This window comes from Bradyrhizobium genosp. P (assembly GCF_049949265.1).
In the GTDB taxonomy this organism is placed as follows: domain Bacteria; phylum Pseudomonadota; class Alphaproteobacteria; order Rhizobiales; family Xanthobacteraceae; genus Bradyrhizobium.
Window position 1 is genome coordinate 8,856,618 of the sequence record NZ_CP188195.1, and the last position, 23,215, is coordinate 8,879,832.

A 23,215-nucleotide genomic window follows, 5' to 3' on the forward strand; every position below is an offset into this window, starting at 1 on the left:
GATCCCCACTACCTATCCCGACCAGAAAAAGCTTGAACGCCGTCTTCACGACGCTTCTCCCGACAACGGGCCAAAAAGGATCACGGCGGCGGCGGCGGCGTTTTCCTGAGCCAACCGTGCGGCGAGTTCGCCTATCGTGGTGCGAATGATCTGCTGATCAGCATGTCCCAGCGATTCTGCAAGCAATGCCGGCGTATCGGGCGCCAACCCCTGCGCGACCAGCCGCGCAGCAAGCGCTGGGAAGGTGCGCTTGCCCATATATACGGCGGTCGTCACCTGGGCTTCTGTCAGCGCTGCCCAATTGATATCCTCCGGCAGTTCGCCCTTAACATCAGTGCCGGTGATGAATTGCAAGCGACGCGACGCGCCCCGCCTCGTCAGCGGAATGCCCGAGATCGCTGCCGCTGCGCTGGCCGCTGTGATGCCGGGAATGATCTCGAAACGAATACCGGCTGTTCGCAGCGCATCAAGCTCCTCCTCGAGCCTGCCGAAAATTCCCGCGTCCCCCGACTTAAGTCGCGCCACATTGGCGCCGGTCATCGCATAGTCGACCAGCAACCGGCTGACATGCTGCTGCTTCGCCGAGGGACGGCCGGCACGCTTGCCAACCGAGACCAGCGTCGCACCCTTGCGGGCGTGATCGAGGATCGCTCCTGCCGCGAGATCGTCGTAGAGCACGACATCGGCCGCCCGCAGCCGCGCAGCAGCTTTCAGTGTCAGAAGCTCGGGATCGCCTGGACCGGCCGACACAAACGAGACGAAGCCGCTCATCGTTCCTCCGCGATCAGGTGAAAGAACGTCCCGGTAACGTGGCCGCGGTGGGAACCGGTTTCGGCAACCTCGGCGCCATTGGCGTCGCGCACGGAAGCCAGCGGCGGATCGGGCTGCGCAGCGATCGAGGCATAATGGAATTCATGCCCGCGCAGCCGTATCCCCTGCGCATGACCGGGCATGCTGGCGGTGAGTTCGGCCCTGCGATAGCCGAGATGCATGCGCCGCTTGGCGAAGCTTGTCTCGAGACCGAGCAGCCCCGTCATTTCATGGCGTGCGCCCTTGGCGTCGGTGAGCCCCTCCCCCAGCACGATGTAACCACCGCATTCGCCATGGACGGGACGCGTTTCCGCAAACGCCTTCAAGGCCTGCCGGAAGTTGCGATTGGCGGCAATCTGCCCTGCATGCAATTCGGGATAGCCGCCGGGCAACCAGCCAACATCTGCGCTATCGTCCGGCCCCTCGTCGGCCAGCGGCGAGAACGGCAGAACTTCCGAGCCGGCGGCGCGCCAGCCCTCGAGGATATGCGGATAGATGAAGGAGAACGCTGCGTCGCGCGCCAGCGCAATGCGCTGGCCGGGCGGGGTCACGCGCGCCGGCGCTTTGTTGTCAGTCGCGGTCCAGCCGCATTCAGCGAGGCGCAGCACCGCATCGAGATCGATGCGCTCGGCGACGAGCCGGGCAGCCTCCGAAATCAGCTCATTGAGCCGGGAAAGCTCCTCTGCCTGCACCAGGCCGAGGTGCCGTTCCGGCAGCGCAATCGGCGCGTGCCGCGGCAACGCGCCGACCACGGCGATACCCGCGCCGTCCATCGCACGGCGCACAAGGTCCTCGTGGCGGGAACTGGCGACGCGATTGAGCACCACACCGGCGATGCGAACGCCCTTGCGGAAATCGCGCAGGCCCACAGCAACCGCCGCCGCGGTTTGTGCTTGTCCTGCGGGATCGAGCACCAGCAGCACCGGCCAGCCCATCATTTCAGCGAGATCGGCGCTCGCGCCAGTGCCGGACATGCCCGGCGTCGCCACACCGTCAAACAGGCCCATCGAGCCCTCGGCCAGAACAAGATCGGCGTCTTGCGCGCGCGAGACCAACTTCTCGACGGTGTCGCGGGGCATCGCCCAGCTATCAATGTTGACCGAAGCGCGCCCCGTCGCAGCCGTGTGGAAGGCGGGATCGATATAGTCAGGGCCGCTCTTGAAGCATTGCACGGCGAGCCCGCGTTCACGGAACGCGCGCGCGAGCGCCAGCGTCAGCGTGGTCTTCCCGGTACCCGAGGCAGGTGCGGAAATGACGAGGCAGCGCGTCATCATGTCGTCTCCGGGAAACGGGGCGAGGCGCCGACCGGCCGGTAGCGGCGGTCATAGTCGGCGGCATACAGCTGGCTCTCATCAAAATCCTTCGCCTCGATGGTCCGTCCGACCAGGATGATCGCCGTGCGCTCGAGCTCGGCACCGAGCGACGATTGCAGCGTGCCCAGTGTTGCACGAACAAGCCGTTCATCCGGCCAGCTCGCGCGCCAGACCACCGCAACGGGACAGTCAGCACCATAATGCGGCGTCAGCTCGGCGATGACCTTGTCCAGCACGTGCACCGAGAGATGGATTGCAAGTACCGCGCCCGTCGCCGCGAAAGCCGTCAGTGTCTCGCCTTTCGGCATCGCGCTGGCGCGGCCGGAGGTGCGCGTCAGCACGACGGATTGCGCAACGCCTGGCAGCGTCAGCTCCGCTTCGAGCGCAGCGGCCGCCGCGGCAAAGGACGGCACGCCCGGCGTCACGGTAAATGGAATGCCGAGCTCGCGTAGCCGCCGGAGCTGCTCGCCCATTGCCGACCACACCGAGAGATCGCCGGAATGCAGCCGCGCCACGTCCTGGCCCTCGGCATGACCGGCGGCGATCTCGTCGATGATCTCGTCGAGCGACAGTGGCGCCGTGTTGACGACACGCGCGCCGGGCGGGCAATGCGCCAGTATCTCCTTTGGTACCAGCGAGCCCGCATAGAGGCAGACTGGACACGACGCGATGAGGTCGCGGCCGCGCAGGGTAAGAAGGTCGGGCGCGCCCGGGCCGGCGCCGATGAAGTGCACGGTCATTTCACGACGCTCCATTGCACGACCGGGCGCGCGGCCTCCCAGGACCGGTATCGGCCGAGTGCGGCCGCCTGCGATAGCTCGATTCGCAAGAGATCGCCGCCGTGCTTTCGCTGCAGTCCGGCCAGCAGCGCTTCGGTTTCGAGTGTCACGCTGTGTGCGACGAGGCGTGCATCTTGGGGAATCAGTGACCAGACCGCGTCGAACATCGCCGCATCCAGGCCGCCGCCGATAAAAACTACATCCGGCCTATCCAGCGATGACAACGCCGCCGGCGCAGTTCCAATTACGATGCTGACTTTGTGCGAGAGACCGAAAGCCTCCGCATTGGTGCGGATGTGGGCCGCGCGGTCTTCCCGCGCCTCGAACGCGATCGATGTTCCGCCGGCCAGTGCCCACTCGACCGAGATCGAGCCGGAGCCCGCGCCGACGTCCCAAAGTTTCTCGCCCGGCCGCGGTGCCAGCGCTGACAGCGCCAGCGCGCGGATCGGCCGCTTGGTGATTTGACCGTCGTGCTGGAAGAGGTCATCGGCAAGGCCGGACGCGCGCGATAGCCCAGCTACGCCACCCGCTTCGATCGCAACGGCTACCGGGCTTGCCGCTGAAGCAGCTACATAACTGTCCGGTCTGCATTCAATCATGTGCTCGCGTGGACCGCCCAACGCCGACAAAGTCCAGAGCCGCGAGACACCCCACCCCCGCCCAACAAGCCATTGCGCGAGATCGCCCGCCGCCTTGACGTCGCGTACGAGGCAAATGATCCGCGCCCCGCGCGATAACAACGGAACCAGCCGCTCGAACGGCGCGGCGTGGAGGCCGATGCAAATCGTGTTTTCGAGCTGCCAGCCGAGCCGTGAGGCCGCGAGCGAAAAAGTCGAGAGCGCCGGATGCGCAATCCATTCGTCCGGCGCGAGATGCGCCGCGAGGCTGCCGCCGGCTCCATGCCAGAAGGGATCGCCGGACGCAAGCACCACAGTCGGATGGCCGCGGCGGGTAAGCACACAGGCCGCATCGAACGGCACCGGCCACGGCTTGCCGCGGCCATCGGCGCCGGCGAGCTTCAGATGCCGCTCGCCGCCGAATACGGTCTCGGCATTGGCAAGCGCCTTTCGGCTTGCTTCCGACAGCCCGGCAAGGCCATCATCGCCGATGCCTATGATGGTCAACCAGGGATCAGACATGCGCGCACTCATTCTGGGCGGAACGGGCGATGCGAACCAGCTCGCGGACGCATTCGTGCGCGAAGGGATCGACGCAATCTATTCCTATGCGGGACGGACGCAGATTCCTCTCGGCCATTCGCTGCCGACTCGGATCGGTGGCTTTGGCGGCGCGGCCGGGCTTGCCGACTGGCTCCGCAAGGAGCGCATCACGCATGTCATCGACGCGACGCATCCCTTTGCCGCCGAGATGAGCCGTCACGCGGTCGAGGCGTGTGCGGCCGTGGGCGTCCCCCTGGTCGCGTTGGAGCGCGCGCCCTGGACGCGCGCGGCTGGCGATAGCTGGATCGAGGTGGCGGATATTAGCGCAGCGGTGACCGCCCTTCCAGAAGCTCGCGCGCGCGTTTTCCTCGCCATTGGCCGGCAACACATCGCCCCGTTCGCCGCAAAACCACAGCACGCCTATACACTGCGCTTCGTCGATGCGTCCGACGGTGAGCTCCCCCTGCCCGACGCTGAGGTGATCACATCGCGCGGCCCGTTCACGCTTGAGAGCGACCGCGAGCTGATGCGCTCGCGCGGCATCCAGTGGCTGGTGGCGCGCAATTCCGGCGGCACCGGCGCGCGCGCCAAGATCGACGCCTCGCGCGAGCTGGGCCGGCCCGTGATCATGATCGCGCGGCCCACACTGCCCGAGCGGTCGCGGGCCGAAACCATTGAGGCGGTGCTGGCGTGGCTTGGTCATGGGGCGCGCCTCGGGGCATAGACCCAGCGGCCGACGCGCCGGGTCGCCGAATTGCCGACGATGACGAGCGTCGCCATGTCGGCCATCTCGGGACGAGCGTCCTCAAGCCGGAGGGTTTCGATCCGCTCCTTCGGCGTCGTCACCGCATGCGCGAAGATGATGGTACGATCACCGCAGCCGGCCTCTTTCAACACGTCGAGGGCGCGGGCAAAGCCTTCGGGCCGGCTCGCCGATCGCGGATTGTAGATCGCAATCGCAAAGTCGGCTTCGGCAGCTAACCTCAAGCGCTTCTCGATCACCTGCGATGGCTTCAGATTATCGGAGAGATTGATCGCGCAGAAATCATGGCCTAGCGGCGCGCCGGCCCGCGCCGCCGCGGCGAGCATCGCGGTGACGCCCGGCAACACGCGGATCGAAACTTCCTGCAACTCCGGCGCCGCCTCCAGCGCCTCGAATACAGCCGCCGCCATCGCGAACACGCCGGGGTCGCCGGACGAGACCAGCACGACGCTGCGGCCCGTCGCCGCGAGTCTCAAGGCTTCATCCGCGCGCTGCAATTCCTGACGATTGTCGGAAGGATGCAGCCGCAAGCCCTCGCGCGCCGGCACCCGCGCCACATAAGGCGTATAGCCCAGCACGTCGGTCGCGTCGGCAAGCGCGGCCGACACTTCCGGCGTCACCAACGCTGCATCGCCCGGTCCAAGTCCAGCGATGGTAAGCCGGCCCGTCATTCCGCCGCTTCCTGCCGTCTGCCACCGCGGCCATGCACCAGCACGATCGCGAAATACGGGCAGTCCGCGGGATCGACATCGGTCAGGGGCGCGACGCGTTCGCCCGGCATGGTGCCGCGTTCGATCAGCCAGGCCTCATCGAGCCGCCCGGCTCGCTCCAGCGCGCGGCGGATCTTTGCGAGATTGCGGCCCGTCTTCATGATGACGAGCGCATCGGAGCTTTGTGCGCGCCGCTCCAGCTCGGTTTCGGGCAGCGTGCCCATCAAGACCGTCATCACATCGTCGCCGAGCACCATCGGCAGGCCCGCGACATTCCAGCAGCCGGCCATGCCGGGAATGCCCGCGATCACCTCGACCTCGGCGCAGCCCTGCAGCCGTGTGTAGAGATGCATGAAGGAGCCGTAGAAGAAGGGATCGCCTTCGCAGAGCACGACGACATCGGCGTTTCGCGATAGCTCCGCCAGACGCTCGGCCCATTCATCATGGAAGCACGCAAGCAGCCGGGCATATTCTTCGCTGTTCACTGTTAGCTCGGTCGTGACGGGGTATTCCATTGGATATTCGCGGACACCCGCTGCCAACAGACCATCGACGATGGCGCGTGCCTGACCGAGCCGGCCTTTCTTGCGGAAATACGCGACATGCGTCGCGGCGCGCACCTCGCGATCGGCGCGCACGCTCATCAGATCAGGATCGCCAGGCCCCAGGCCGCAGCAGATGATCCGCCCCATGGTCATTCGCTCCTGCTTGCCAGCGCATTTACGGCGGCGACGGTGATCGCCGAGCCGCCGAGGCGGCCCAGAACAGTGAGCGCCGGCGCCGGCGTTGAAGCCATCAGCGCGGCCTTGGATTCGGCGGCGCCGACGAAGCCGACCGGGCAGCCGATAATCGCGGCCGGTCGCGGACATACTTCGTCTTCCAGCATGTTGAGGAGATGGAACAAGGCCGTCGGCGCATTGCCGATCGCGATCATCGCGCCCTCGAGATGCGGTCGCCAGAGTTCGAGCGCGGCGGCGGAGCGCGTCGTTTGCATGGATCCCGCCAGCGCGGGCACCTTGGGATCGTCGAGCGTACAGATCACGCGGTTGTTCGCAGGCAGCCGAGAGCGCGTGATGCCTTCCGAGACCATGCGCGCGTCGCACAGGATCGGCGCGCCGTTCTGCAGCGCCGCGCGCGCAATAGTCGCCATATCAGGCGTGAAGCGGATGTACGCCTCGAGACCGACCATGCCGGCGGCATGGATCATGCGCACCACCACTGGCTCTTCATCGGGCGAAAGGCGCGAGAGGTCGGCTTCAGCACGGATGGTGGCAAAGGACTGCCGGTAGATCGTCGCGCCATCGGTCTCAAAGGTCTGGGGCATCAGCGGCCTCCGAGCCATGTGCCGGGGTCGGCAAGGATTTTCACGCGAGCAAGTCCACGCATCGCGGGAACATCACGCGCCGTGCCATGGCGAACGAGATCGAAACCGTCCGAGGTGCCGACCAGCGTGAGCCCGGCGGCGGTCGGATGCGCACAACCCTTGGCGCAGCCGGACACATGAAGATGGGCGTCCGCCGCGATGTGCGGTGCGAGCACCGCGGCCAGTTGTCGCGTTTCCGCGTGCGCCTCCGGGCAGGACGGCGCGCCGGTGCAGGCGGTGACCCGCAGCAACGGGTCATCGGCATCCGTGACGAGGTCGTCGTGTTGCGGCATCTCGCGCAAGCCTTCGACCAGCACCATGCGCCATGGTGTCAGGCGCAGTCCCGGCGACAAGCCCGCGAGATAACCGAGCGTCTCGCCACTCAACAGTCCGAACGCAAACCCAACCAACCCGCCAGCGACGACAAATCCGGGCTTGGGCGGAGCCAGCGCCGGCGCAGGTTGCGTGTCGCCCGCAAGATTGTCCGGAGGCCCGACGACAGCGACATGTGCGGCCATGCGCCCTCGCCTACCCCTCGTGCCGCCGGAAGCGACGAACCATTCGACCAGCGCATGAACGGCATCGATCGCCTCTTCTCTCGCGACCTTTCGACCGTGAGAAGCGCCATCCGCTCGAACCACGAGGCCGCCATCGATGCAACGTTCGATGCGGATATCGGCAGGCGTCTGTGCCAGTACGCGCTCGCTGCCGCAATCGATCGCGAAGCCGAATTTTTCGGGCAAGCCAAGCGAACGCTTCGCAAGCGCCTGCTCAAGCTCCGCTGCCAGCGATGACGCATCATCGCCCGGCGTCCAGAACGGCGCGATCAAAATATTGCGCTGACTTTCCGACAGCTCCGCTTCGACCAACCCGAGCCGATCGAGCCCCTCGATCAGCGGCCCATGGCTCTGTTCGGACACGCCTCGGATCTGCAGATTGGCGCGGCCGGTCAAATCTATTAGTCCGTTGCCATGGCGTGCCGAGAGCTCAGCGATGCCGGCAGCTTGCGCCGAAGACAACCGGCCACCGCGCTGGCGCAGGCGAACGACAAGGCCATCTCCTGACGGCATCGGGCGCAACGCCGAGGGACACCAGCCCTTGAAAGCGAAGCCGTTCATGACGCTTCCCGCAGTGAGGCCAGTATCGAATTGCGCCGCGTCACCCAGAGCGAGGCTTCGTCGAGACGACGGAAACAGTCCTCGACCGCGGCTAGGGCTCGCGGATTTTCGCGGGCCAGGAATACGCGGATATCGTCATCGCCGAGCGTCGCGTCGTAGTAGAGATCGAACAGATGCGAGGGCACGGCATCTGCCAGATGAGCGAACACGGCCATGTGCTCCAGCGTCGCTGCGATCTCGGCCGCGCCGCGAAAGCCGTGACGCATCATGCCGGCGATCCATTTGGGATTGGCGGCCCGCGCCCGCACGACGCGCGAGATTTCTTCGGTCAACGATCGCGCGCGTGGTGTTTCCGGCCGGGTCGCGTCGAGGTGATAGAGCGCTTTGAGAGATGAGCCGATGCTCGCCGCAGCCGCCGCAATGCCGGCCTCATGCGTGGCATAGTCGGGCGCGAGCAGCAGGTCGGTCTCTGGCAAGTCCTGCAAGTGCACGAAAGCGTCGGCACCGGTCAGTCGCGCCTCGATGCCCTTGCGATCGGGCTTCATCGCGCCATCCGATCCAAGCGACCAGGACGACGCCGCGAGCCAGGCTTCGCCGGCGGCCCTGCGAGATTCCTTGGTGAAAACATCAAGCATCGGCGCCATGCCGACGCCGTATTGTGCGGGACGCGGACCGAACACGCGCGCGGCACGCGCGAGATAGGGATTTTCGTCGTCCTCGAAATCGCGCTGCGAGAGCGCTTCGGAAGCCGCCTCGAACAATTGCGCCAGCGGCGTGAACACATCGCGGAACAGACCGGAGACGCGTAGCGTCACGTCGATGCGCGGACGGCCCAACGCGGCGAGCGGGATGATCTCGAAGCCCGTGAGCCGGCCCGAAGCATGATCCCATTGTGGCGCTACGCCGGCGAGCTGCAGCGCCATGGCGAACTCCTCGCCAGCGGTGCGCATTGTGGCCGAGCCCCAGAGATCGATAACCAGCCCCTTCGGCCAGTCGCCATGATCCTGCAGATGCCGGCGCAGCAATTCCTCCGCAAGCTTGACGCCCTGCGCGTGGGCTGCGCGGGTCGGCACCGCACGCGGATCGAGGGCAAAGAGGTTGCGCCCCGTCGGCAGCACGTCGTGCCGGCCGCGGTGCGGCGAGCCTGCTGGTCCCGGCGCGACGCGCTTGCCCGACAGCGCCGCGACCAGCGCGTCACGCTCCGCCTCGCCACAGGCGCCGCGGCCGAACACGTGTAGGCCATCGCCGAACTGGCTTTCCTTCAGGTCACAGACGAAACGGTCGATGCGTGGGACCGCTTCAGCCGGAGGGGCCGAGGCAGCGAGGCCAAGATCGTCTTCGACGCCGGCCGCGCGCGCCTCATCACGGATGGCGGTGACGAGGCGCTGGCGCCGCGACGGATCGAGCCCGTCGGCGGTAGAATATTCATCAAGCAATTGCTCGAGCCGAACGAGGTTGGGTGGCAGGGTGCTGGCGGCGAGCGGCGGCGGCAGATGGCCGATCGTGACGGCACCGATGCGGCGCTTGGCCTGCGCCGCCTCACCGGGATCGTTGACGATGAAAGGATAGATGACCGGCGTGTCGCCGGCCAGCGCTTCCGGCCAGCAGGTTTGCGACAGCGCCACCGATTTGCCGGGCAGCCATTCCAGCGTGCCATGCGCGCCCATATGGACCAGCGCGTGAATGCCCTGGCTTCGAAGCCAGAGATAAAACGCGACGTAGGCGTGGCGCGGAGTGCGCGAGAAGTCGTGGTAGTCAACGTCACGGCTCGCGACCTCGCCGCGCTCGGGCTGAACCGCGATGATGGCCTTACCGCGCCTGATCGCCGCGAAATGAAAGGCGCCATCGCGGATCTGCGGATCATCCTCCGGCTGGCCCCAGGCGGCCTGGAGTTTTTCCTGCAACGGAGGCGGCAGCCCGGTGAGCGCGACCTGATAATCGGCAAGGCTCAACGTCAACGTCTGCCCGCCCAGTGCCTGCCCCAAGGAATCCACTGCTTCAACGTCGAAGCCGGCGGCAACGAGGTCACCGAGCAGCGCCGCGGTCGAGGCCAGCGCATCGAGGCCGACCGCGTGCGCGATCTGGTGCGGGCGGCCTGGATAGCTTGAGAGAATGATGGCGAATTGCCTGCCGCAGGCCGGGATCGTCGTGAGCCGATGCCAGGCGCTGACACGGTCCACCACCGCACAAACACGTTCGCGATCCGGCTGATGAGCGAGATGCGAAAATTGCAGGTCGGCGTCGCGCTCGCCCGGCGACTTGAAGCTTACGACGCCGGCAGAGAGTCGCCCGTCGACCTCCGGCAGCACCACATGCATCGCGAGATCGGCCGGCGACAGGCCTCGCAGCGAGGACGCCCAATCTTCCCTGCCCGCAGTTGACAGCGCGACCTGAAACACCGGACAGCCTGCCGCGTTGAATGGCGTTGTTCCATCGTCGGCCATCGCCGAGAACGCGGTCGCGTTCACAAGTGCAGCCGGCGGACGCTCCGCGAAATGTGCTTTCAGCCACGCCGAGACGCCGGGCGCTTTCAGCGAGGTCGCGAACGCGCCGTAGGCGTCAAAGCCCTTTTCGCGCAATGCCGCGATCAGCGCGTCGATCGGGCCGGTATCGGCCGACGTCAGATAGGAGCGATAGAAGGTGACGAGCGCCTGCGGTCTTCCGTCAGGCGACGGCAAGGACGCCAGCGCTCCCATGGAGGGATAGTAGAAACCCATCTCGGGGATTTCGGTCTCGCCGAACACCGGTCCCGCGTACAGACCGGAGGCCAGCGCGAGCTGCGCAATCGCAACCTGCGCCGCGACCGCGCCGCCGGCGTCGCACAGCGCGCGCAGACGCCGCAGCGTCGAGACCGGGACGTTGGAAAGGGCATCGAGCCGCGCGTCGTCGCGGCCGTCGGCCGGCAGTACCGCAAGCGCGATGCCGTGCCGCGTGGCGAGCTCGTGCAACGCGTTGATGCCATAGGACCAATAGGACTCACCGCCGATTAGGCGAACCAGAATGCCACTAGCGCGGGACAGCGTGCGTTCGATGTAAGTGTCGACCGAGAGCGGATGGCGCAGCGCCATCAGATGGGCGAGCCGCAGCGACGGCAGGCCCTTGCGTCCACGCCGCCAACCGGCGGCGAAGGCGGCGAGATCGCTGTCGGAGAATGACAGCACCACGAGAGCGGCCGGATCCTGACCAAGATCGACGGGTGTCGCGGTCTCCTCCAGGCCATGGCTCTCGCGGAAGACGACGTGCATCAGACCCCCAATCCCGCTTTGATCGCGTTCTCGTCGATGTCGCCCTGCTCGCCGATGACGACGAGCTTCGATCGCCGCGGCGCCGCGCCCCAGGGCTTGTCGAACTGGTGGCGCACGCGCTCGCCGACCGATTGCACCAGAAGCCGCATCGGTTTGCCCTTCACCGCGAGATAGCCCTTGGCGCGCAGCACATTCTGCTCGCGCGCCAAGCGCGCGATGGAAGCGACCAGCGCGTCGATGTCGGACACTTCCGGAAGCTCGATGACGACGGATGCGAAGTCGTCATGCTCATGCTCCTCCTCGCCGTCGTGAAGCGAGGGCCGCGCGGCGAGGTCGTCCTCGGCGGCCGCGTTGAAGCCAAGAATCACCTGCGGGTCGATCGCACCGTCTGTGATGGCGAGTATCGGAACCTGCCGCGGCGTCTCGGCCGTGATCGCCAGCCGGGCCGCTTCAAGGCCGGCCTGGCCCACAAGATCGGCCTTGGTCAAGAGCACGATGTCCGCGCAACAGATCTGGTCCCCGAACACCTCCGATAGCGGCGTCTCATGATCGACGCTCCCGTCAGCCGCACGCTGGGCCTCGACGGCCTCCGGGTTCGGCGCGAAACGGCCGGCGGCGACCGCCTCGGCATCCGCGAGCGCGATCACGCCGTCGACGGTGATGCGCGAGCGGATCTCCGGCCATTCGAACGCCTTCAGAAGCGGTTTTGGCAGCGCGAGGCCCGAGGTCTCGATCAGGATGTGATCGGGCCGCGTTTTTCGCGCGAGCAGCGTCTGCATGGTCGGAATGAAATCATCCGCGACGGTGCAGCAGATGCAGCCGTTCGCGAGCTCGACGATGTTTTCCTCGGGACAATTCGCGTCAGCGCAGGATTTCAGGATCTCGCCATCGACGCCTTCACTGCCGAACTCGTTGACGAGCACCGCAAGCTTCTTGCCGTTGGCGTTGGTGATCAGATGCTGGATTAGCGTCGTCTTACCCGATCCAAGGAAGCCGGTGACGATCGTGACCGGGATTTTTGCAAGCGTGTTCATTCGGCTGCCTCCGGCAGGACGGCGATGGGTGGAATGCGGGCAACCGATTGCTTGCGAAAAACTTCCGGCCGGTTGCGCCATGGCACGATACCGTCGGATGCAGCCCGGTAAGCCGTCGCCCCCGCAATCACATCCCGCGCATGGGCTTCAGACAGGCGGCCATACACGTAGGACCATCGCCCCGTCGCGCTGAGTGCGACCGAGCAGCCTTGGCTGCATGCCGACAGGCATTCGACCGGCACTAGCTCGACGCCTTCGGGCACGCCGGCATCGAGAATTGCGGCATACAGGCGCTCGCCGGGCGCGGTCTTGCCCTCCGCCAGCTTCTGGCCGACGCGGCAGGTAATGCAGACGTAAAGTGTGACAGTCATCGCCCCGTCCAGCATAGGCAGCGGGGGGCAATGAGGCGCGAACCATTCTCTCACTGGTTCGCTTCCCCGTCACGGAACACCCCGTCCGCCGGTTCAAAACTCTGCGCTGGCAGGTCTCCCGGCTTGCGGAGCAGGATCTTATCCTTCGATCCCCGCCTTCCCGACCCCCTTGGGGATCAGTGGCTTCGGGCATCTCTCCGGTCACGGTCGCGGGGGCGGCTGCTTTTGGGACCAGACCTTTCGATCTAAGCCCTATCGCATTCCCTCTTCGCCTGTCGTAGGACAGGAACCAACGCAAACCCACCATTTGCTGAAGGTCGCGATTTGTCAAGCCTGAGGACGACGCCAGATGATGTCTGAACAAGATGCCGCCGAGGACGAAGGCGTGGTCGCCACCGACGCATCGCTTGACGCCCGCCACGCGTCGAAGATGGCAAAGAAGAAGGTCGCCCGCGACAAGATCATGGCGACCAAGAGCGGCGAGAAGGGACTGATCATCGTTCATACCGGTGCAGGAAAGGGTAAGTCATCCTCCGCCTTTGGCATGATCGTCCGCTGTGTCGCGCATGGCTTTCCCTGCGCGGTCGTTCAGTTCATCAAGGGCGCCTGGGATACTGGCGAGCGCCGCCTGCTCACCGGGCATTTCGGCGATCTCTGCCAGTTCCATGCGATGGGCGAAGGCTTTACATGGGAAACGCAAGACCGCGCCCGCGACATCGCCGCCGCAAAGGCCGGCTGGGACAGGGCCAAGGAGCTAATCCTGGATTCAACCTTGCGCATGGTCTTGCTCGACGAGATCAACATCGCGCTGCGCTACGACTATCTCGATATCGACGAGGTCGTTGCGTTCTTGAAGACACACAAACCACCGATGACGCATGTCGTCCTCACCGGCCGGAATGCCAAGGGGGAGTTGATCGAGATCGCCGACCTCGTCACGGAGATGACGCTGCTGAAGCATCCGTTCCGATCCGGCATCAAGGCCCAGCCCGGCGTCGAGTTCTGAGGAGAAGCACGGGATGGCGCGCGCATTGATGATCCAGGGAGCGGGCTCGGACGTGGGCAAATCGCTCATCGTCGCCGGGCTTGCGCGCGCCGCGAAGCGCCGCGGCTTGCGCGTGCTCCCCTTCAAGCCGCAGAACATGTCGAACAATGCGGCCGTGACGGTCGACGGCGGCGAAATCGGCCGTGCGCAGGCGTTGCAAGCGCTCGCGGCGGGCGTCGAACCGCACACTGACATGAATCCGGTTCTGCTCAAGCCTGAGACCGATATCGGCGCGCAGATTATCGTGCAGGGCAAGCGCATCGCAACGGCGCGCGCCCGCGAATATGCGTTGATGAAGCCGTCATTGATGGGCGCGGTGCTGGAGAGTTTTTCGCGACTGAAGCAGCGCGCCGATCTTGTGCTCGTCGAAGGGGCTGGCAGCCCCGCCGAAGTCAATCTTCGCAAGGCCGACATCGCCAATATGGGCTTTGCCCGCAAGGCCGATGTCCCGGTGATGTTGATCGGCGACATCGACCGCGGCGGTGTCATCGCTCAGCTTGTCGGGATCAAGACCGTGATCGACGCGGACGATGCCGCGATGATCCAGGGCTTTGTGATCAACAAGTTTCGTGGCGACTCGACGCTATTTGACGATGGCTACCGGCTGATCGAGGCAAAAACATCCTGGCGCGGCTTTGGGGTGCTACCCTATTTCGACCGCGCCGGCGAGCTTCCGGCCGAGGATGCGCTGGGCCTAGCTGATGCGCGCAAACCCGGCCGGTGCAAGATCGCGTTCCTCGCGCTGTCGCGGATTGCCAATTTTGACGATCTCGATCCGCTCAAGCTCGAGCCCGGCGTCGACCTCGTGATGGTCCGCCCCGGAGAGGCCATTCCCGGCGACGCCCGGCTTGTCATCATCCCGGGCTCGAAGTCGACGCGCGGCGACCTCGCCTTCCTTCGCGCGCAGGGATGGGACATCGACCTCTTCGCGCATCACCGCCGCGGCGGCCATGTCCTGGGCGTCTGCGGCGGTTATCAGATGCTCGGACGTAGCGTCGCTGATCCCGGCGGGATCGAGGGACCGGTGGGAGACACGCTAGGTCTCGGACTCCTCGATGTGACAACGATGATGTCGCCGCAGAAGACGCTGACCCGCGTGACCGCGCAACACGCGCAGACCCGGCAGGCGATTGAAGCTTATGAGATCCATATCGGCCAGACCGACGGCCCTGACCGCGCGCGTCCATTCGCTTTGCTCGGCGGCGCGCCGGAAGGTGCGGTCTCAAGCGACGGACGCGTGCACGGCAGCTATCTGCACGGCCTGTTCGCGTCCGACGATTTCCGCAGATCGTTTCTCGCTGAACTCGATATTCTGGCCGCGGACCAACCTTATCGTGGACGCGTGGAGAGTGCGCTCGACGCGCTTGCCGATCACATCGAGGCTCATCTTGACGTCGAAGGGCTGCTCGCGCTTGCCCGCTGAGCGCTGAACTCGATCTTGCGGACTGGATAGGGTTGCCGATTGATGCCGGTCGACAGATCGACCCAGTCCTTCAAACGCCTGCCGAAGCACTGGACCGCCAGATCGAGGTTGCCACGATGCTCGCGCATCGTCGCCCTCGTCATACCAACGCCAGTGCGACTAGCGCTCCGCCGAGGAGCAGCATCGCGCGGACGTAAAGCATCAAGCCGTGCCAGACATCGGCCGGAAGTGGGTCACGCGTGGCTTCGTTCAACCAAGGCTCCGCGGTCACGCTACCATGATAGCTGCGTGGCCCGCTCAACCGTATGCCGAGCGCGCCTGCCATGGCGGCTTCCGGCCAGCCGGCATTGATCGAACGATGGCGGTTCGCCTCCCGCACCATGCAAGACAGCGTCTCCGAGAGGCGCGAAGAGACCAGCGCGAAGAGAACGCCGGTGAGACGCGCCGGGACGAAATTTGCGATGTCGTCTATGCGCGCAGCCGCCCAACCGAAATGCAGATGACGTTCGGAACGATGGCCGATCATGGAGTCCAGAGTATTGATGGCCTTGTAGCCAACAATGCCCGGCAGGCCGAACAGCGCACCCCAGAACACGGGTGCCACGATGCCATCGGATGCATTCTCGGCGAGGCTTTCGATGGCCGCTCGCGCAATCCCTGCCTGGTCAAGCGTCGCGGGATCGCGCCCCACGATCTGCGCGACAGCTAGACGCGCAGCATCGATGTCGCCCGATTGCAACCGCTGTGCGACCGCGGCGACATGGTCATACAGCGAGCGCAGCGCGACCATGGGCCACGCGAGAATTCCGATGAAGATGACGCTGCTCCATCCTGGCGACAGCACAGCCTGCATGATCCAGGCTAACGCAACTAAAGGCCCGATCACCGCCAGCGCGGCTGCGACGCCCAAGATGCGGCGGATCGACGGCGCGTCGGCGGATCGGTTCCAACTCCGATCAAGCAGGCCGATCAGCCTGCCAATCCATGTCACGGGATGGCCGATGCGCGCGAACAGCACGTCCGGCCACCCCACCAGGGCTTCCACCGTCATCGCCACCGCCATTGCCCCGGCAAAGCCCACACATCGTCTCCCGTTTACCGCCCGACCTGATGCGCAAGAATTGCACTGAAGCGCAAGCCCCTCGGATGAGAATTCGGCTTTGTCTTTGTCGGCGATTGGTGGTTAGTGCGGATCTGAACGGAGGGCTTGATGGCGATTTTGCTGATCACGGGAGGCACCCGATCGGGGAAAAGCCGGCGCGCCGAGGCGCGCGCCCACGCCTTTCCCGGCCGGCCCGTCTACATCGCCACCGCCGAAGCGCTCGATACCGAGATGGAGGAACGGATCACAAGGCACCGCGCGCGCCGCGGCAATGCATGGATTGAACGCGAAGCTCCGCTCGACCTCGTGGAGGCGCTGACCGAGACGGACGGCGGCGGCGCTCGCCTCGTCGATTGCCTGACACTATGGCTGTCAAACCTCCTCCATGCCGGGCGCAGCTGGTTGGACGAGGCGGCCTTGCTCACGGCTGCGCTTGGCCGGCAACAGAGCCCGGTGATCCTCGTAACCAACGAGGTCGGTCTCGGGATCGTGCCGGACAATGCGCTGGCGCGTGTCTTTCGCGATGCCGCTGGGATTCTGAACCAAAACATCGCCACGGTCGCCGATGAGGTCGAGTTCGTGGTGGCGGGCTTGCCGATGAAGGTCAAGTGATGTCTCGCGTGTTAAAACACTCCATGTGCCGTCCAGGCTGAGACATGCTTCAGGTCAAGCAACTCAGAGGCCTTGTCGCCGACTTGAGGATCGGAATCACGCTGGCCACGATTCTCCCGCTCGGCTCACCGACGACCGTGGACGACGGCGATGTTGCCCGCGCAAGCTGGTCGCTGCCGGTGGCGGGACTGCTGGTGGGCCTCCTGGGATCCGCAGCATACGTCGTCGCCCATGCGATTGGCCTGGCGCCAGGGCCGGCCGCCATGCTCGCCCTCGCTAGTACGATCTTCCTGACCGGCGCGCTACACGAGGACGGGGTTGCCGACACCGCGGACGGGCTTGGCGGTGGCCGAACGCGCGACCGCAAGCTCGAGATCATGCGCGACAGCCGGATCGGGACCTATGGGGCGTGTGCCCTTGTGATATCGATAATGCTGCGTTGGAGCGCGTTGACGGCAATCGCCGAGCCACGTTCGGTCGTGGTCGCGCTCCTGCTTGCACACGCAGCCGCACGCGCAGGGGTTCCGACGTTCATGGCCTTTGTGCCGCCAGCGCGGCCGGACGGGCTTTCTGCCAGTGCCGGACGGCCGGCGCCGCCACATGCCGTCATTGCGCTTGGCCTGGGGGCCGTCGTGCTGGCTCTCGGCTTTGGTCCGGGCAAGGCTATCCTCGCCATGATCCTGCTGTCCCTGATCGGGTTCATGATGGCGCGGCTCGCGATCAAACAGATCGGGGGACATACGGGTGATATATTGGGTGCATTCGAACAGCTTGGCGAGACGGCGATCCTTCTGATGGCAGCCGCTCTCTTTCATGCGGGCTTGCAATCCTGATGGTCGCCTTCGACGATCAATTTCGCCACCAGTTGCGCGAACTCCTCATCTGGCGGCGCGACGCGCGGCGATTATGCGGCACTGACGCCTCTTGATGCTGGCCGTGATCGAGAGCTTTAAACGCCTCAGAGCGAAGGTCGATCGAGTATCCGCACGATCACGCATGCGACAGCCTTCGAGGGCGATTAAGGCGAAAACCACGATCAGTGGTAAGCGTGTAGCCGAAGCCGTTCAGGCTCTGAAGTTCCACGGCATGAGGGCATCGATCTGAGTGATCGGCCACCGGTTCGCGATGCGCTCGAGCGTTTGCGTGAGCCAGGCGAGTGGATCGACGTCGTTCATTTTGGCGGTCTGCAGAAGCGTAGCGATGGTCGCCCAGGAGCGGCCGCCACCATGGCTACCCGCGAAGAGCGCATTTTTTCTTGTGATTGCCTGGGGTCTGATGGTCCGCTCGACGATATTGGAGTCGATCTCGATACGACCGTCGCTCAGAAAGCGCTCGAGTGCGGCGCGTCTGGATGTGGCATAGCGGATCGCCTCGGCGAGCTTGGATTTGCCGGACAGACGCGGCAGCTCCTTCTCCCACAGATCGAACAGCGCCGCAACGATGGGGGCGGACCTTTGCTGGCGCGCATTCAGCCGCGTCTCAGGATCCTGGCCGCGGATATCGGTCTCGATCTCCCACAGCTCGACCATGGTGGTGACGGTCTGTGTCGCCAGGCGCGAGCTCTCGTTGACGTGAAGCTCGTAGAACCGTCTCCTGACGTGGGCAAAGCACGCTGCAAGCCGCACTCCCTCGTTGGCGCCCGCCGACCTGGCGAGCCGATTATAGGCGGCATAGCCATCGACCTGGAGGATGCCAGCAAAGCCTGCCAGATGGCGCTCGACGCATTCGCCGCCACGGCTGTCCTCGAAGCGATAAGCGACCATCGGTGGACCGATGCCGCCAAACGGCCGGTCGTCACGGGCATAAGCCCACAGCCAGGCCTTTTGCGTCTTGCCGGATCCGGGAGCGAGCGTTGGCAGGGTCGTCTCATCGGCGAAGATCCGTTCGCCTTGCTTGACCTTTTCCAGCACATAGTCGGCCAGCGGCTGCAATTCGAAGCCGACCTTGCCCATCCACTGCGCCATCAACGAGCGGTCCAGCTCGACCCGATCGCGGGCGTAGATCGCTTCCTGCCGGTAAAGCGGCAGCCCGTCCGCATATTTGGAGACGGCAATCTGGGCCAGAAGCGCTTCAGTCGGAAGGCCGCTCTCGATCAAATGGGCAGGCGCTGGCGCCTGTACCACGCCGTCGCGGTTGCGATAGGCGTATTTCGGGCGGCGCGTGACGATCACGCGGAACTTCGCCGGCGTCACATCCAGCCGCTTCGACACGTCCTCGCCGATCAGCACCTTCTCCAGCCCCTCGCACCCGGCAGGAACCTCCGGCTCGATGACGATCTCCACCCGCTCCAGATGCGCCCCGAACTCCTTGCGCGGCCGCGGCACGCGTTTCGGCATGTCCTTGCCGCCAGCCTTGGCCAGTTCGGCTTCAACCGCCGACACGCCGGTCTCAATCTCCTCGAACACGAAGGCGATCTGCTCCGTGCTCAGCTTGTCGCTGCGCAAGCGTTCCGAGCGCGTGCCGTAAAGCGTGCGCTCCAGCATTTTGACGATCGCCGTCAGCTCCACGATCCGCGCATCGGCGGCCTTGTTGATCGCCGTAAGATCGGTGTTTGCAGCGGCAATGCGGCTGTTCTCGGCCTCGATCGCCGCCCGCTCTTCCGCCAAGGCGACGATCAGCGCGTGGGCTTCGGCAAGCGTCGTCGGGAGCTCTGTAACGGGCGTCGTCATCGTCGCCATCACAGCAGAGTCGCCGCCACTCTTCCAAACTTTTCAGCACCCTGATTCAATTCGCCGCAGCTTGTCAGCCTACCGTTTCTGGGCGCTTCACAACCACCGGACGCACCTTCGTCCAGTCCAGCCCGTCAATCAGCGCGAGCAACTGCGCATGGTTCAGCTGCACCCGGGTCGGCGCAATCCTCGGCCAGCAGAACTTTGACTCCTCGAGAGTCTTGGCAAACAGGCATACCCCGCTGCCGTCCCACCAAACCGCCTTGATCCGATCCGCCCTTTTCGAACGGAACACGTACAGTGCTCCGCTGAAGGGGTCGGCCCCACCATCTCGAACCAGCGCCATCAAACCCGTGGCACCCTTGCGGAAGTCGACCGGCGTGCTGGCCACGTAAACCTGAACACCCGCCGGGATCATGCCTGCCGAACCGCCCGGATCACAGCAGCAAGCCGCCCCGCCTCCACATCTCCACCAACGCGCACCACGACATCGCCGATGACGATTTCCACCATCTCCCCCGCCATGGTCTCAAAGCGCGCGAACTTAACCGCTCGGTCTCGCGCCCCAGAGAGCGGCGCCACCATTCCCGAGGCCAGCGCCTTGCGTCGCCACGCAAACAACTGCGATGGATCGATCCCATGACAGCGCGCTATCGCCGACACGTTCGCCCCCGGCGCAAACGTTTCCCCGACGATGCGATCCTTCTCCTCCCGCGACCAGGTGCGGTAGCTCCGCCCGGGACTCACCGAAAGCCGCTCGGCCGCCGCTGTGATAACTTCGAAATTCTTGGTATCAGACATATGTTCGCTCTCATGAACTCCTGGGACAAATCACCAGGAGATTCTCTGACAATCGAACATCATCCGCTACGTGGGATGACCTACACGCTTACGATCAGTGCGAAAATCGAGCCGACACAGAGTGCTAAGGCCGCCTCGCTGGTGGAGTCGAGATCATGATGGCTAGGGTTACTGCAGATAACGTGACCAATGACCGACCGCGAGAAGGGCCTTCACAACTGGACGCTCGTATCCACGGTGCTTCGGGGCGACCTCACATTAACGCGATGCGCCAAGGATTTATCGGCTGCACACCGGTGCCGGGAGCGACACCAGTTCGCTGGATCACCGCGCGCCTGTCCCTCTCTACAGCGACGGCCATGAGCTTAAACACAAGCAGGGCTCTCCCCATCATTGGATGAAGGATAGGGCTCAGCGCATCCCCAGCGATCAGCGAACACGAGAGTTTCGAGCGGGAGACGCTTGGCCCAGTTCCTCGCCTCCAATTCAGGGCGCACGAAAAGCTGATCGACAAAACCGACACATAGATATGCGACGATCACAATTTCATTGGGAATTCCAAGAATCGGTCTGAGATCGTCAGGGTCGAAAATGCTGACCCAACCGACGCCAACTCCTTCGGCACGAGCCGCCAGCCATAGATTCTGAACGGCACACGCCGTACTATAAAGATCAGTATCGCGTTGATGCGTACGTCCGAGCACAACAGCGCCGCCACGCGATCGATCGCAAGTGACACAAATATTTAGCGGCGCCTTGCAAATTCCTTGTAATTTAAGCCGCCGATAAGATTCTCGGCGGTCACCTTGGAATAGCCGCGCTGCTTCCTCGTTTCTTCGTACAAATACATCGCGGACTGCCTGTTTCGTCGCGGCATCGTGCACAAGTATGAAATTCCACGGCTGCATAAGCCCAACAGAAGGGGCATGATGCGCCGCCTCCAAAATGCGCCTCAGTACCTGAGCCGGAATGGGTTGTGGCAAAAATTCATCTCGGACGTCTCGTCGTGAATGGATGGCCCGATAGACAGCCTCGCGGTCATGCATGTTGAACGCGGTTGCCGCTCCAAGATCCGGATGGCGTTCGGCATTTTCCCCATCGACGATCAGTGTCATCTTTCGCTCCCCTGAAAAGAACTCCTCACCAGCATCCGAGGCTCCTTAGTCTGAATTCAGCGTTTTCATCAGGATGTGCTTGGGATGCGTCTGGCGCGCGACGCGTTGATCCGGCGATGGCCTGACGCAACAGCCTCCCGGGCGTGAGCTGCCCTTCCGGGATAGTATGTCCCGCGTTGCAGGTGATACAGACATGATGCGTAACGGCCATTACTCTTCTCGAGCGTCGGGCGGCGGGAAGATGCGATGGCTCCGGCATGCCGCTAAGTGCGACCTGTTGCGCGTCGCGGAACACCCCGTCCGCAGGTTTAACATGATGCGCTGGCAGGTCTCCCGGCTTGCGGAGCAGGATTTCTCCTCCGATCCCCGCCTTCCCGACCTCAGGGGGTCAGTGGCTCAGTGAGGATCTCTCCGGTCACGGTCGCGGGGGCGGCTGCTTTCGAGCTCCGATACAGAGCCTATCGCATTCCCTCTTCGCCTGTCGTAGAACAGGAACCAGCGCATACCTACCATTCGCTCAAGCGAGCATCTTGTCAAGGGCGCGCAGCTTGTCGTTGAGGGCAAATGCGTTGCGACCTCGCGCGTGCGCATGCGGCGATGAAGCCTTCCTCGATGCCGGCCGTGATCGAGAGCTTTGAACGCCCAAAGGTCGACATATGTTTGGAGGTGCTTGCTCACGAACGAACCGCTGAACCGCTTTCGCAACCGCCAAAGTTCACTGAGCAGATTTGAGCAGCCATTTGAATTTACGCTTACGTCTCATGAGGACCAGAATCTAATGCATCACGTGTATCATGGTGGCGACGTCACCACCGTACATGCGCGTTTTCCCAATGCGCTCTTGCCTTGGTTGGACCTTTCTACTGGAATCAATGCCCTTCCCTATCCCATCGGAACCATGGATACGGAAGTTTGGACGAAGCTTCCGAGCAGGGACTCGGTGAACAGACTCAGAACCGTAGCTGCAAATGCCTATGGCGCACGTGACGCGAGGCAAGTGGTCCCCGCTCCAGGAACACAAGCTCTAATCCAACTCTTACCGCGCATTTGTCGCGCCAAGAACGTAGCGATCCTCGGTTTCGGTTACCAGGAACATCCGGCCACTTGGCGAGCAAGCGGCGCCAATGTCATCATAGCAGAAGATCTCGAGACAATAAGCGATCTCGACATCGATGTCGCAGTCGTTGTCAATCCGAACAATCCGGACGGCAGGTTAATTTCTTCTGCTGCGTTGCTCAAGCTTGCCTCAAGCCTTCAAACTCGAAACGGCCTGCTGGTCGTCGATGAGGCCTTCATGGACGTTGTTCGACCGTCTGCAAGCGTTATACCGATGCTCGCCCGTCAAAATGCGGTCGTGCTTCGGTCATTTGGAAAAGCTTATGGCCTCGCGGGATTGCGGCTCGGGTTTGCAATCGCGAACCGCGACCTTGCGGGCAAAATGGAGGCCGCGCTTGGACCTTGGGCAGTCTCAGGACCGGCAATCGCAATCGGTGCGAAAGCACTAGCTGATACAAATTGGCTTGACGAGACGTCAGCCCGCCTCGCGTATGATGCGGCTCGTCTGGACGAACTGCTGGCCCAAGCGGGGTTCCGAATCCTCGGAGGATCACCGCTCTTTCGACTTGTAAGCCACCAGGACGCAACGGAATGGTTCGACAAACTCTGCGAACGTGGAATCCTCGTTCGGCCATTCTTCGATAGGCCGACTTGGCTGCGGTTCGGAATTCCTGGCCGCGCAGCGGATTGGTTGCGCCTCAAAGAGGCTCTGCTGGAGTAGGGCAA

Annotated in this window: 22 protein-coding genes and 2 riboswitches; of the genes, 6 read left to right on the plus strand and 16 right to left on the minus strand. The window is 64.2% G+C overall.

The features are described from left to right. Window positions 1-45: 45 nt before the first annotated feature. Genes cobA through cbiE form a run of 4 tightly spaced genes read right to left on the minus strand, consistent with a single transcriptional unit; the run spans window position 46 to window position 4,041 of the window. The gene (cobA, locus tag ACP2YO_RS42515; protein WP_426437141.1) at window positions 46-771 is read right to left on the minus strand and encodes a uroporphyrinogen-III C-methyltransferase; all 726 of its coding nucleotides are present in this window, start codon (window positions 769-771) and stop codon (window positions 46-48) included. Continuing rightward, the gene (locus tag ACP2YO_RS42520; RefSeq protein WP_426443457.1) at window positions 768-2,081 is read right to left on the minus strand and encodes a cobyrinate a,c-diamide synthase; all 1,314 of its coding nucleotides are present in this window, start codon (window positions 2,079-2,081) and stop codon (window positions 768-770) included. Before ACP2YO_RS42520 ends, cobA begins: the two co-directional genes overlap by 4 nt. Further along, window positions 2,081-2,863 (minus strand): precorrin-4 C(11)-methyltransferase, encoded by a 783-nt coding sequence (gene cobM, locus ACP2YO_RS42525; protein WP_426437142.1) that lies wholly within the window; start codon window positions 2,861-2,863, stop codon window positions 2,081-2,083. The genes ACP2YO_RS42520 and cobM overlap by 1 nt, the downstream gene beginning before the upstream one ends. After that, window positions 2,860-4,041, minus strand: a complete 1,182-nt coding sequence (cbiE, locus tag ACP2YO_RS42530) for a precorrin-6y C5,15-methyltransferase (decarboxylating) subunit CbiE (protein WP_426437143.1) — start codon at window positions 4,039-4,041, stop codon at window positions 2,860-2,862. Before cbiE ends, cobM begins: the two co-directional genes overlap by 4 nt. Between cbiE and ACP2YO_RS42535 the strand changes: the two genes are divergently transcribed. Continuing rightward, window positions 4,040-4,786 (plus strand): cobalt-precorrin-6A reductase, encoded by a 747-nt coding sequence (locus ACP2YO_RS42535; RefSeq protein WP_426437144.1) that lies wholly within the window; start codon window positions 4,040-4,042, stop codon window positions 4,784-4,786. The genes cbiE and ACP2YO_RS42535 overlap by 2 nt on opposite strands. Here the strand turns inward: ACP2YO_RS42535 and cobJ are convergent. From cobJ to ACP2YO_RS42570, 7 genes are read right to left on the minus strand one after another with little or no spacing between them, the layout of a single operon-like run. Then, a complete protein-coding gene (cobJ, locus tag ACP2YO_RS42540) occupies window positions 4,762-5,496 on the minus strand; it encodes a precorrin-3B C(17)-methyltransferase (RefSeq protein WP_426437145.1) in 735 nt (244 codons plus the stop codon). The genes ACP2YO_RS42535 and cobJ overlap by 25 nt on opposite strands. Further along, window positions 5,493-6,227 (minus strand): precorrin-2 C(20)-methyltransferase, encoded by a 735-nt coding sequence (locus ACP2YO_RS42545; RefSeq protein WP_426437146.1) that lies wholly within the window; start codon window positions 6,225-6,227, stop codon window positions 5,493-5,495. Before ACP2YO_RS42545 ends, cobJ begins: the two co-directional genes overlap by 4 nt. 2 nt (window positions 6,228-6,229) lie before the next feature. Beyond that, on the minus strand, window positions 6,230-6,859 hold the full coding sequence (locus tag ACP2YO_RS42550; RefSeq protein ID WP_426437147.1) for a precorrin-8X methylmutase: 630 nt from the start codon (window positions 6,857-6,859) through the stop codon (window positions 6,230-6,232). Continuing rightward, window positions 6,859-8,016: a precorrin-3B synthase gene (gene cobG, locus ACP2YO_RS42555; protein ID WP_426437148.1), complete on the minus strand. Its 1,158-nt coding sequence runs from the start codon at window positions 8,014-8,016 to the stop codon at window positions 6,859-6,861. The genes ACP2YO_RS42550 and cobG overlap by 1 nt, the downstream gene beginning before the upstream one ends. Beyond that, complete coding sequence (gene cobN, locus ACP2YO_RS42560) at window positions 8,013-11,261, minus strand: cobaltochelatase subunit CobN (protein WP_426437149.1); 3,249 nt, start codon at window positions 11,259-11,261, stop codon at window positions 8,013-8,015. Before cobN ends, cobG begins: the two co-directional genes overlap by 4 nt. Further along, complete coding sequence (gene cobW / locus ACP2YO_RS42565; protein ID WP_426437150.1) at window positions 11,261-12,295, minus strand: cobalamin biosynthesis protein CobW; 1,035 nt, start codon at window positions 12,293-12,295, stop codon at window positions 11,261-11,263. Before cobW ends, cobN begins: the two co-directional genes overlap by 1 nt. Further along, window positions 12,292-12,666 carry a DUF1636 family protein gene (locus ACP2YO_RS42570; RefSeq protein WP_426437151.1) on the minus strand — a complete coding sequence of 125 codons (375 nt, stop codon included), beginning with the start codon at window positions 12,664-12,666 and terminating at the stop codon, window positions 12,292-12,294. The genes cobW and ACP2YO_RS42570 overlap by 4 nt, the downstream gene beginning before the upstream one ends. Before the next feature lie 91 nt (window positions 12,667-12,757). After that, a riboswitch (cobalamin riboswitch) is annotated at window positions 12,758-12,975 on the minus strand. A 43-nt stretch (window positions 12,976-13,018) separates the two neighbouring features. On the opposite strand from ACP2YO_RS42570, the gene cobO reads away from it, so the two are divergent. Both cobO and ACP2YO_RS42580 read left to right on the plus strand, forming a co-directional pair. Further along, window positions 13,019-13,672 (plus strand): cob(I)yrinic acid a,c-diamide adenosyltransferase, encoded by a 654-nt coding sequence (gene cobO / locus ACP2YO_RS42575; RefSeq protein ID WP_426443458.1) that lies wholly within the window; start codon window positions 13,019-13,021, stop codon window positions 13,670-13,672. A 13-nt stretch (window positions 13,673-13,685) separates the two neighbouring features. Beyond that, on the plus strand, window positions 13,686-15,134 hold the full coding sequence (locus ACP2YO_RS42580; RefSeq protein ID WP_426437152.1) for a cobyric acid synthase: 1,449 nt from the start codon (window positions 13,686-13,688) through the stop codon (window positions 15,132-15,134). A gap of 139 nt (window positions 15,135-15,273) precedes the next feature. On the opposite strand, the gene cbiB is transcribed toward ACP2YO_RS42580, so the two are convergent. Beyond that, window positions 15,274-16,215 carry an adenosylcobinamide-phosphate synthase CbiB gene (gene cbiB / locus ACP2YO_RS42585; RefSeq protein WP_426437153.1) on the minus strand — a complete coding sequence of 314 codons (942 nt, stop codon included), beginning with the start codon at window positions 16,213-16,215 and terminating at the stop codon, window positions 15,274-15,276. Between the two features lie 129 nt (window positions 16,216-16,344). On the opposite strand from cbiB, the gene cobU reads away from it, so the two are divergent. Together cobU and cobS are read left to right on the plus strand one after the other, a co-directional pair. Continuing rightward, window positions 16,345-16,848 carry a bifunctional adenosylcobinamide kinase/adenosylcobinamide-phosphate guanylyltransferase gene (cobU, locus tag ACP2YO_RS42590; RefSeq protein WP_426437154.1) on the plus strand — a complete coding sequence of 168 codons (504 nt, stop codon included), beginning with the start codon at window positions 16,345-16,347 and terminating at the stop codon, window positions 16,846-16,848. 44 nt (window positions 16,849-16,892) lie between these two features. Beyond that, window positions 16,893-17,681: an adenosylcobinamide-GDP ribazoletransferase gene (gene cobS, locus ACP2YO_RS42595; protein ID WP_426437155.1), complete on the plus strand. Its 789-nt coding sequence runs from the start codon at window positions 16,893-16,895 to the stop codon at window positions 17,679-17,681. Window positions 17,682-17,912: 231 nt separating this feature from the next. Here the strand turns inward: cobS and tnpC are convergent, their stop codons facing one another. From tnpC to bluB, 4 genes are all read right to left on the minus strand, one after another. Beyond that, entirely contained in the window at window positions 17,913-19,517 is a 1,605-nt protein-coding gene (gene tnpC / locus ACP2YO_RS42600) for an IS66 family transposase (RefSeq protein WP_426443053.1), read from the minus strand. A gap of 73 nt (window positions 19,518-19,590) precedes the next feature. After that, a complete protein-coding gene (gene tnpB, locus ACP2YO_RS42605) occupies window positions 19,591-19,935 on the minus strand; it encodes an IS66 family insertion sequence element accessory protein TnpB (RefSeq protein ID WP_426433797.1) in 345 nt (114 codons plus the stop codon). Beyond that, window positions 19,932-20,318 carry a transposase gene (locus ACP2YO_RS42610; protein WP_426433795.1) on the minus strand — a complete coding sequence of 129 codons (387 nt, stop codon included), beginning with the start codon at window positions 20,316-20,318 and terminating at the stop codon, window positions 19,932-19,934. The genes tnpB and ACP2YO_RS42610 overlap by 4 nt, the downstream gene beginning before the upstream one ends. 365 nt (window positions 20,319-20,683) lie before the next feature. Next, complete coding sequence (gene bluB / locus ACP2YO_RS42615; RefSeq protein ID WP_426437156.1) at window positions 20,684-21,433, minus strand: 5,6-dimethylbenzimidazole synthase; 750 nt, start codon at window positions 21,431-21,433, stop codon at window positions 20,684-20,686. Between the two features lie 306 nt (window positions 21,434-21,739). Further along, window positions 21,740-21,948, minus strand: a riboswitch (cobalamin riboswitch). Between the two features lie 155 nt (window positions 21,949-22,103). Here bluB and cobD point away from each other — a divergent pair. Beyond that, on the plus strand, window positions 22,104-23,210 hold the full coding sequence (gene cobD / locus ACP2YO_RS42620; protein WP_426437157.1) for a threonine-phosphate decarboxylase CobD: 1,107 nt from the start codon (window positions 22,104-22,106) through the stop codon (window positions 23,208-23,210). Window positions 23,211-23,215 lie beyond the last annotated feature (5 nt).

Coding starts and splice junctions, on each gene's coding strand:
- cobA (WP_426437141.1), bottom strand. CDS start 771: ATGAGCGGCTTCGTCTCGTTTGTGTCGGCCGGTCCAGGCGATCCCGAG.
- ACP2YO_RS42520 (WP_426443457.1), bottom strand. CDS start 2,081: ATGACGCGCTGCCTCGTCATTTCCGCACCTGCCTCGGGTACCGGGAAG.
- cobM (WP_426437142.1), bottom strand. CDS start 2,863: ATGACCGTGCACTTCATCGGCGCCGGCCCGGGCGCGCCCGACCTTCTT.
- ACP2YO_RS42535 (WP_426437144.1), top strand. CDS start 4,040: ATGCGCGCACTCATTCTGGGCGGAACGGGCGATGCGAACCAGCTCGCG.
- cbiE (WP_426437143.1), bottom strand. CDS start 4,041: ATGTCTGATCCCTGGTTGACCATCATAGGCATCGGCGATGATGGCCTT.
- cobJ (WP_426437145.1), bottom strand. CDS start 5,496: ATGACGGGCCGGCTTACCATCGCTGGACTTGGACCGGGCGATGCAGCG.
- ACP2YO_RS42545 (WP_426437146.1), bottom strand. CDS start 6,227: ATGGGGCGGATCATCTGCTGCGGCCTGGGGCCTGGCGATCCTGATCTG.
- ACP2YO_RS42550 (WP_426437147.1), bottom strand. CDS start 6,859: ATGCCCCAGACCTTTGAGACCGATGGCGCGACGATCTACCGGCAGTCC.
- cobG (WP_426437148.1), bottom strand. CDS start 8,016: ATGAACGGCTTCGCTTTCAAGGGCTGGTGTCCCTCGGCGTTGCGCCCG.
- cobN (WP_426437149.1), bottom strand. CDS start 11,261: ATGCACGTCGTCTTCCGCGAGAGCCATGGCCTGGAGGAGACCGCGACA.
- cobW (WP_426437150.1), bottom strand. CDS start 12,295: ATGAACACGCTTGCAAAAATCCCGGTCACGATCGTCACCGGCTTCCTT.
- ACP2YO_RS42570 (WP_426437151.1), bottom strand. CDS start 12,666: ATGACTGTCACACTTTACGTCTGCATTACCTGCCGCGTCGGCCAGAAG.
- cobO (WP_426443458.1), top strand. CDS start 13,019: ATGTCTGAACAAGATGCCGCCGAGGACGAAGGCGTGGTCGCCACCGAC.
- ACP2YO_RS42580 (WP_426437152.1), top strand. CDS start 13,686: ATGGCGCGCGCATTGATGATCCAGGGAGCGGGCTCGGACGTGGGCAAA.
- cobU (WP_426437154.1), top strand. CDS start 16,345: ATGGCGATTTTGCTGATCACGGGAGGCACCCGATCGGGGAAAAGCCGG.
- cobS (WP_426437155.1), top strand. CDS start 16,893: ATGCTTCAGGTCAAGCAACTCAGAGGCCTTGTCGCCGACTTGAGGATC.
- tnpC (WP_426443053.1), bottom strand. CDS start 19,517: ATGACGACGCCCGTTACAGAGCTCCCGACGACGCTTGCCGAAGCCCAC.
- tnpB (WP_426433797.1), bottom strand. CDS start 19,935: ATGATCCCGGCGGGTGTTCAGGTTTACGTGGCCAGCACGCCGGTCGAC.
- ACP2YO_RS42610 (WP_426433795.1), bottom strand. CDS start 20,318: ATGTCTGATACCAAGAATTTCGAAGTTATCACAGCGGCGGCCGAGCGG.
- bluB (WP_426437156.1), bottom strand. CDS start 21,433: ATGACACTGATCGTCGATGGGGAAAATGCCGAACGCCATCCGGATCTT.